Genomic DNA, 7,789 nt, shown 5'->3' with positions numbered 1-7,789 from the left:
TTGGCTACGTTCGGAAGGGATAACCGCTGAAAGCATCTAAGCGGGAAGCCTGCTTCAAGATGAGGTTTCCATGGGGACTTGATCCCCGAGAGGCTCCCAGCTAGACCACTGGGTAGATAGGCCGGATGTGGAAGAGGGGACTAACGACCCTCGCAGCTGACCGGTACTAATAAGCCGACAACTTCATCACATTCATTCAAGTCAATGTGCTACGCGTCCACTGTGCGGTTCCCGAGAGACGAACGGGAACCCGTTTGACAACTCGACAACGTTACGGCGGTCATAGCGAGGGGGAAACGCCCGGTCCCATTCCGAACCCGGAAGCTAAGCCCCTCAGCGCCGATGGTACTGCACTCGCCAGGGTGTGGGAGAGTAGGACGCCGCCGGACATCATTCAGGAAAGCCACCCCTCCGGGGGTGGCTTTTCCTGTTTCCCCAGACTCATCTACTGCGCGCAGCGTCGGGCGTACAAAGACATTTCTTGCCGCACAGTCGTGCCGCCCTCGTGCGGCCGATCGTTCCTCGGTCGGCGCCGTCCGGTGCCGTCGACGGGGGATGAGATGATTGGGCGGTCGAACGCGACGAGGAGAGCACACAGATGAACAGCGATGACCGTGCCAAGGGCACATCCGACGACCGTGGTCGGTCGGGTGGCGCCTCTGGCGGCCGATCCGGCAACGGATCCAGCTCGCAGCGAGGTGCCAGTGGCTCTCAGAGCCGCGGCGGCTCGTCAGGCGGTGATCGTGGACGTTCCGGTGGAGCCCCTCATGGTGGCTCTCGGGACGGTGGCTCGCGTGAGCCCTACCGCGGCGGCGGCAGCGGCGGTCGACCGCCGGCTGCCCGGGACGACCGCGGCGGCCGGCCCTCATCCGGTGATCGCGGCGGACGACCCTCGTACGGGGGTTCGCCTTCGGGTGATCGTCCCAGCGGCGGTGGCTCCTATGGCCGCACATCGGGGGGCGGGTCCGGTGGCGGACGTCCGGCGTATGGAGACCGGTCGGGTTCGTCGGGCTCCGGTTATGGCGGCCGCCCGTCGTCGGACCGCGGTGACCGGTCTGCGTACGGGAACCGTTCGGCATCCGACCGCGGTGAGCGTCCCGCGTACGGCGGGTCTCGGGGCGACGACCGCTCCGGTCGTCCGTCCGGTGCTCGCGACGGTCGCCCGCCCTACGGCGGCGCCTCCCGGGGCGAGCGTCCCAGCTACTCGGGCCGCACTGACCGCCCGCCTTTCTCCGACCGCTCTCGCAGCGGTTCAGGCGACCGGCCGTCCTATGGGGACAGGCCCCGAACGGATCATGCGTCGGGCGAGCGCACCTCCTACGGGGACAGGTCGCGCAGCGAACGTCCTTCGGGTGAGCGTTCCTCCTACGGTGACCGTCCGCGAACGGACCGTCCTGCCTCGGGTCGCCCGCCGTACGGTGACCGTCCGACCGGTGGTGACCGCACCGCCGGCCAGCGTCCCTCGTACGGCGACCGCGGCCGCGACGATCGCCGGCCCTCGGGTGACGGTGGACGCGGTGATCGCCCGTCGTACAACGACCGCCAGCGCAACGACCGTCCTGCGTCGGGTGGGCGTCCGGCGTACGGCGACCGCAGCGACCGTCCTGCGTCGGGTGGGCGTCCGGCGTACGGCGACCGCAACGACCGTCCTGCGTCGGGTGGGCGTCCGGCGTACGGTGACCGCTCGCGTGACGATCGTGGTCCGGGTGCTGGGCGCCCGTCGTACGGCGACCGCTCGCGTGCCAGCGAGGCGACCTCGGGCGAGCGCTTCTACGGCGACCGCCCCCGCTCGGACCGCGGACCGTATGGGGACCGCTCGCGCGGTGCAGGGCAGTCCGGTGGCGCGCGTCCCGAGTCAGGCGACCGTCCGCGCACCGACCGTCCGTCGTCCGGGCAGCGCCCGTCCTTCGATGACCGTGCCCGCACGGAGCGGAACCGCACGGACCGGTCACCCTCGGGCGACCGCGCTGAGCGGTCGCCCAGCAGTGAGCGCCCGCGTACGGATCGTCCGTTCTCCGCTCGGAGCGACCGGCCGGCCACGAGCGACCGCCGTCCTCCGTCGGGAGACCGTGGACGTCCGGCGCACGGAGCGTCGACGGTTGCCGGAGCTCGTGGCCCGCAGCGCGCTGACGACCGTCGGGACGACGACAAGCGACTGACGCGACCTCCGCAGGACCAGCGTGTCCAGGCGCCCGAGATCCCCGAGGACGTCGTCTTCGGGGACCTCGACAAGGCCGTGCGTGCCCGACTCCGGACGCTGAGCAAGGACAACGCCGACGGTGTCGGTCGACACCTGGTCATGGTCGGCAGGCTTCTGGACACGGAGCCCGAGCTCGCGTACGAGCACGCGCAGGCGGCGGTCCGCCGCGCCGGCCGCGTCGACGTGGTCCGCGAGGCGGCGGGCTTGGCGGCCTATCGCACCGAGCGGTACGCCGAGGCGCTGCGTGAGCTTCGCACGGTCCGGCGGCTCAACGGGTCCTCCGAGCACCTGGCGATCATGGCGGACTGCGAACGCGGACTGGGTCGTCCCGAGCGTGCTCTGGCGCTCGCGCAGGAGCCGGAGGCGGAGACGCTCGACCCGGAAGCGCGGATCGAGCTCGCGATCGTCGTGAGTGGTGCGCGTCTTGATCTCGGGCAGGCCGAGGCTGCTGTAGCCGCGCTCTCGACGGACGATGTGCGAGCCGGAACTGGGCTGGTCGCGATCCGCGTCGCGCAGGCGCGTTCTTCCGCGCTCGAGGCCGCCGGGCGGGCCGATGAGGCGGCGGCCGAGCTGGCGCCGTACACGCAGGACCAGCTCGACGAGGCGTCAGGGGACGTAGAACCCGACGAGGAGTTCGTCGCGTTCGATCTGAGCGAGTTCGACGCCGAGGGCGAGTACGAGGACTACCCGCTGGAGGCGTCCGGTGACCCTGGTACGTCCGAACGCGCGGAGGCCGAGCTGGACGTCTCCGACGACGACGAGGACGAAGCGCTTGCCGAGGCGGAGGCCCTCCTTGACGACGCCGACAGCAGCGCGGATGCGAACGACGAGGGTGATCGGTGACCAACGCGGCAACGCTGATCGGGTCGGCCACGCCGCTCGCTGAACGCTTCGATCTGGCCCTCGTCGACCTCGACGGGGTTGCCTACAAGGGGCACGACCCGATCGACGGCGCAGCGAAAGGGCTGTCGGCCGCGCGCGAGCGAGGAATGCGTCTGGTGTTCGTCACCAACAACGCGTCCCGTGAGCCGGAGTCCGTCGCCGAGCAGCTGACCGGTCTCGGGATCGCGACCGAGGCGGCGGAGGTGATGACTGCCGCACAGGCCGCGGCGCAGCTGTTGGTGTCGCGGCTCCCGGCGGGCGAGAAGGTCCTCGTCGTCGGCGGCGCCGGGCTCGTCACCGCCGTGCGCGCAGCCGGCTACGAGGTGGTGTTCTCGGCGGACGACGAACCGGCGGCGGTCGCACAGGGCTTCGCTCCCGAGGTCGGCTGGGCGCAGCTGGCTGAGGCTGCCTACGCGATCGAGCGGGGCGCGTGGCACGTAGCGTCGAACCTCGACCTGAGCCTGCCGACCGCCCGTGGCTTCGCGCCGGGGAACGGTTCGCTCGTCGGCGCGGTGAAGGCCGCCACGGGCGTCACGCCCGACAGCGCCGGTAAGCCGTCGCCGACGATGTACCACATGGCGGTCGAGCGGGCGGGCGCGCGCGAGACGCTCGTCGTCGGAGATCGTCTCGACACGGACCTGGCCGGTGCTCGCGCCGGTGGCTTCATCGGTCTGCACGTCCTGACCGGTGTGAACTCGGCCCGCGACGACGTGCTCGCCAGGCCCGGGGAGCGGCCGCACCTCATCGGAGCCGACCTGCTCTCGTTGCTGGTCGCGCATCCCGAACCGGTACGCGCGGCCGACGGGTGGTGGACGTGCCGGGGCGCGTCGGCTCGGATCGTCGACGGGGCTCTCGAGCTCGGTCGTCACGAGCCGGTGAGCGTCGAGGACCGGGTGGACGTCGCTCGCGCAGCCTGTGCTGCGGCGTGGTCGGCGACCGATGACGGTATCGATGTCGACCCGACCACAGTGCCGGAGCTGGTGACGGTCTGACGGACCTGGTGTGTGGCGGCCGGATGTCGTCGGAGATCGCGGGTAGCGTGGGCGCGTCCCGGAGCACCGACAGGCGTCCCGGAACCAACCACACGGAGGAGTGCAGTGAGCGAGATGGTCGACGCCGCGACGGGTGGTGCGGACGAGGAGTACGGGACGACCGCAGACGCCGCCGTCGACGAGGCGCTTTCTCGGCTCGCGGGTCTCGAGGACCAGCCGCTGCGCGCCCACGTCTCGGTGTTCGACGCGGTCCACGGAGCGCTGCAGGACCGGCTCGCCGACGCTGAGGGCTGACCTGTGGTGACCCGACTCGACACCGAGCTGGTGCGCCGCAGCCTGGCACGTTCGCGCAAGCACGCGGGTGACCTCATCGCAGCGGGACGAGTGGACGTCGACGGTCTGCCCGTCGTACGCAGCGCTGTCCAGGTGACCGACGAGCGCACGATCACCGTGCGGCCTGACGCCGACGATCCTGCGTACGCGTCGCGTGCCGGTCACAAGCTCGCCGGTGCCCTGGACGCGCTCGAGGGCATCGCGGTGCGTGACCGCCGTTGCCTCGACGCGGGCGCCAGCACGGGCGGGTTCACGGACGTGCTCCTGCGCCGTGGTGCGGCCCACGTGGTCGCCGTGGACGTCGGGCACGACCAGATCGTCGACAGCCTGCGGTCGGACCCGCGCGTCGAGGTCCGTGAGGGCGTGAACGTGCGGTCGCTGTCTCGCGGTGCCGTCGACCCGGCTCCTGAGCTCGTCGTCGCCGACCTGTCCTTCATCTCCCTGACCCTCGTCCTGGCGGCTCTGGTCGACGTCGCCGCACCAGGTGCCGACCTCCTTCTCATGGTCAAGCCGCAGTTCGAGGTCGGCCGCGAGCGGCTGGGGTCCGGTGGCGTGGTCCGCGTTCCGGCACTCTGGGTGGACGCCGTGGTCGGCGTCGCGAGCGCGGCGGCCGAGCTGGGGCTGGTCGTTCGCGGCATCGTGCGCAGCCCGCTGCCCGGCCCGAGCGGGAACATCGAGTTCTTTCTGTGGCTGCACCGGCAGGACACTCCAGACGCAGCACCTGCGGTCGACGTCGAACGCATCCGAGCGGCCGTGCTTGCCGAGGGGGAACGATGAAGCGTCGCGTACTCGTGGTCACGCACGGAGGGCGCGAGGAGGCTGTGTCAGCCACCCGCGACGCCGTTGCCGCGCTGGAGGGCGCCGGGGTGGAGATTCTCCTGGCGGCCGAGGACGCGCTGGCCTCGGAGCTGCCGTCGTTCGAGCTCGCGATCGTCCTCGGAGGCGACGGGACGATCCTGCGCGCCGCGGAGCTGACGCGCGGCACGTCCGTGCCGCTCCTCGGGGTCAACCTGGGGCACGTCGGATTTCTGGCGGAGAGCGAGCGGGACGACATCGGCGAGGCCGTACGGCGCCTGACCGCGGGCGAGTTCGACGTCGAGGAACGTGGCACGCTCGACGTCCGTGTCCTGGAGGCCGACGGCACGGTGAGCACCGGCTGGGCGCTGAACGAGGCGGCGCTCGAGAAGGTCGACAGATCACGGATGCTCGAGGTTCTGGTGGAGGTCGACGGGCACCCGCTGTCGTCGTTCGGCTGCGATGGCATCGTCGCCGCGACGGCCACCGGCTCGACCGCGCACGCATTCTCGGCGGGTGGGCCGGTCGTCTGGCCCGACGTGGACGGGATGATCCTGGTGCCCATCGCCGCGCACGCCCTGTTTGCGCGACCCCTGGTCGTGGGGCCTCGGAGCATGCTCGCCGTCGAGCTGCTCGACCGCTCACCCGCGGCCGGACTGGTGACCCTGGACGGTCGGCGTCGGCTCGAGGTTCCTGTCGGCTCACGTGTCGAGGTCACCCGCAGCGAGATCCCGGTGCGCTTGGCGCGCCTGACGCCCGCGCCCTTCACCACCCGCCTGGTGAACAAGTTCGCGCTTCCGGTCGACGGTTGGCGTGGTCGACCCAACGGGCGACGCCCCCGCCACAGCGGCGAGGCGAGCCGATGATCGACGAGATCCGGATCGACAACCTCGGCGTCATCGGGAGGGCTCACCTCGAGCTGGGTCCCGGTCTGACGGTCATCACGGGGGAGACCGGAGCGGGCAAGACGATGGTGCTGACGGCGATCGGCCTGCTGCTCGGTGGGAAGGCCGACTCCGCGACGGTGCGGGTCGGTGCGTCGTCTGCGGCGGTCGAAGGGCGCGTGACCCTGGACCCCGAGTCCGACGCCCTCGCCCGCGCAGCAGAGGCGGGTGCCGAGCTCGACGACGACGGCAGCCTCGTACTCCTACGAACCGTGGGCGCCGGTGCGGCGGGGCGCTCCCGCGCGTTCCTGGGTGGACGATCCGTTCCGCAGACGGTCCTGGCGGAGCTTGCTGACGCCTTGGTGACGGTGCACGGCCAGGCCGACCAGGCGCGGCTGCGCTCGCCCGCCCACCAGCGCGAGGCGCTCGACGCGTTCGTCGGCACCGAGCACCGCGACGCGCTCACGCGGTACCGCGCGGCGTGGAGCGAGCTGGCCCGGGTCGATGCCCAGCTGACCGAGCTGGTCGACCGGGCGCGGGACCGCACCCGTGAGGCCGAGCTGCTGCGGCTGGGTCTGGCAGAGGTCGAGCGCATCGAGCCGCAGGCCGGCGAGGACGTCGCCCTGTCGGAGGAGGTCGAGCGGCTCGCGCACGCGGAGGACCTGCGTGCGGCCGCGAACGGCGCGCACACGGCGCTCGTCGGCGGTGAGGTCGACGACGTGGCCAGCGCTGTCGCGACGATCGACCAGGCGAGGCGGCTGCTCGAGCATGCGGGTGCGCACGATCCGGCCCTCGCCGCGCTCGCCACCCGGATCGCGGAGGCCGGCTACCTGCTGGCCGATGCAGCCACGGACCTCGCCGGCTACCTCGAGGACCTGCAGGCCGACCCGCTCCGCCTCGATGCCGCGCAGCGCCGACGCGCCGACCTCGCGTCGCTCACCCGGACGTACGGGTCGACGGTCGACGAGGTGCTCGCCTGGGCCGACTCCGCCGGACGCCGACTGCTGGACCTCGACGGCGGTGACCAGAGGATCGAGTCCTTGCACGCCGAGCGAGCGGCGCTCGACGCCGAGCTCACCGCGCTGGCCGAGCGCATCTCGGCGGGCCGCCGCTACGGTGCAACAAGCCTGGCTGCGGTCGTCTCCCACGAGCTGTCCGGTCTGGCGATGGGCAGCGCGGAGCTGCAGATCGTCGTCGAGCCGCTGGACGAGCGCGGACCGCACGGCGGCGACAAGGTCGAGATGCGGCTCGTCCCGCACGCCGGTGCGCCCGCTCGGGCGCTCGGTAAGGGCGCCTCCGGTGGTGAGCTCTCCCGCGTGATGCTCGCGATCGAGGTCGCCCTGGCCACGGCACCCGACTCTGGAGCGACGACGCCGGGGACGTTCGTCTTCGACGAGGTCGATGCGGGCGTCGGCGGGCGGGCCGCGATCGAGGTGGGTCGGCGTCTGGCCGAGCTCGCGCGGGGCACGCAGGTGCTCGTCGTGACCCACCTCGCGCAGGTGGCTGCGTTCGCTGACCGGCACCTCGTGGTGACCAAGTCGACCGCCGACGGTATCGACGTCGTCACTGAGTCGGACGTGCGCTTGGTCACGAACGACGACCGGGTACGGGAGCTCGCCCGCATGCTGTCGGGCCAGGAGGACTCAGATGCGGCGCGGACGCACGCCGCAGAACTTCTCGAGCTCTCGTCCGTGGGACGATGA

6 protein-coding genes and 2 rRNA genes are annotated in these 7,789 nt (G+C 71.7%); all 8 read left to right on the top strand.

The genetic code is table 11. The annotated features are described in order from the left end of the window. A 23S ribosomal RNA gene (locus tag N553_RS0119260) occupies positions 1–190 on the top strand; the annotation flags it as partial. An 82-nt stretch (positions 191–272) separates the two neighbouring features. Further along, positions 273–389: ribosomal RNA gene (rrf, locus tag N553_RS0119255) — 5S ribosomal RNA — on the top strand. Between the two features lie 1,847 nt (positions 390–2,236). Then, a complete protein-coding gene (locus N553_RS23770; RefSeq protein WP_231505325.1) occupies positions 2,237–3,043 on the top strand; it encodes a hypothetical protein in 807 nt (268 codons plus the stop codon). Then, positions 3,040–4,074, top strand: a complete 1,035-nt coding sequence (locus N553_RS0119245) for an HAD-IIA family hydrolase (RefSeq protein ID WP_028047883.1) — start codon at positions 3,040–3,042, stop codon at positions 4,072–4,074. Before N553_RS23770 ends, N553_RS0119245 begins: the two co-directional genes overlap by 4 nt. 114 nt (positions 4,075–4,188) lie before the next feature. Beyond that, positions 4,189–4,368, top strand: a complete 180-nt coding sequence (locus N553_RS0119240) for a hypothetical protein (RefSeq protein ID WP_028047882.1) — start codon at positions 4,189–4,191, stop codon at positions 4,366–4,368. A 3-nt stretch (positions 4,369–4,371) separates the two neighbouring features. Then, the gene (locus tag N553_RS0119235; RefSeq protein ID WP_028047881.1) at positions 4,372–5,184 is read left to right on the top strand and encodes a TlyA family RNA methyltransferase; all 813 of its coding nucleotides are present in this window, start codon (positions 4,372–4,374) and stop codon (positions 5,182–5,184) included. Beyond that, positions 5,181–6,068, top strand: coding sequence for an NAD kinase (locus tag N553_RS0119230; RefSeq protein WP_028047880.1), 888 nt, complete (start codon positions 5,181–5,183; stop codon positions 6,066–6,068). Before N553_RS0119235 ends, N553_RS0119230 begins: the two co-directional genes overlap by 4 nt. Next, entirely contained in the window at positions 6,065–7,789 is a 1,725-nt protein-coding gene (gene recN, locus N553_RS0119225) for a DNA repair protein RecN (protein ID WP_028047879.1), read from the top strand. Before N553_RS0119230 ends, recN begins: the two co-directional genes overlap by 4 nt.

This window comes from Cellulomonas sp. URHE0023 (assembly GCF_000688475.1).
GTDB lineage: Bacteria > Actinomycetota > Actinomycetes > Actinomycetales > Cellulomonadaceae > Cellulomonas.
The sequence above is the reverse complement of the archived record's forward strand: the minus strand, read 5'-3'. Positions and strand labels throughout refer to the sequence as shown.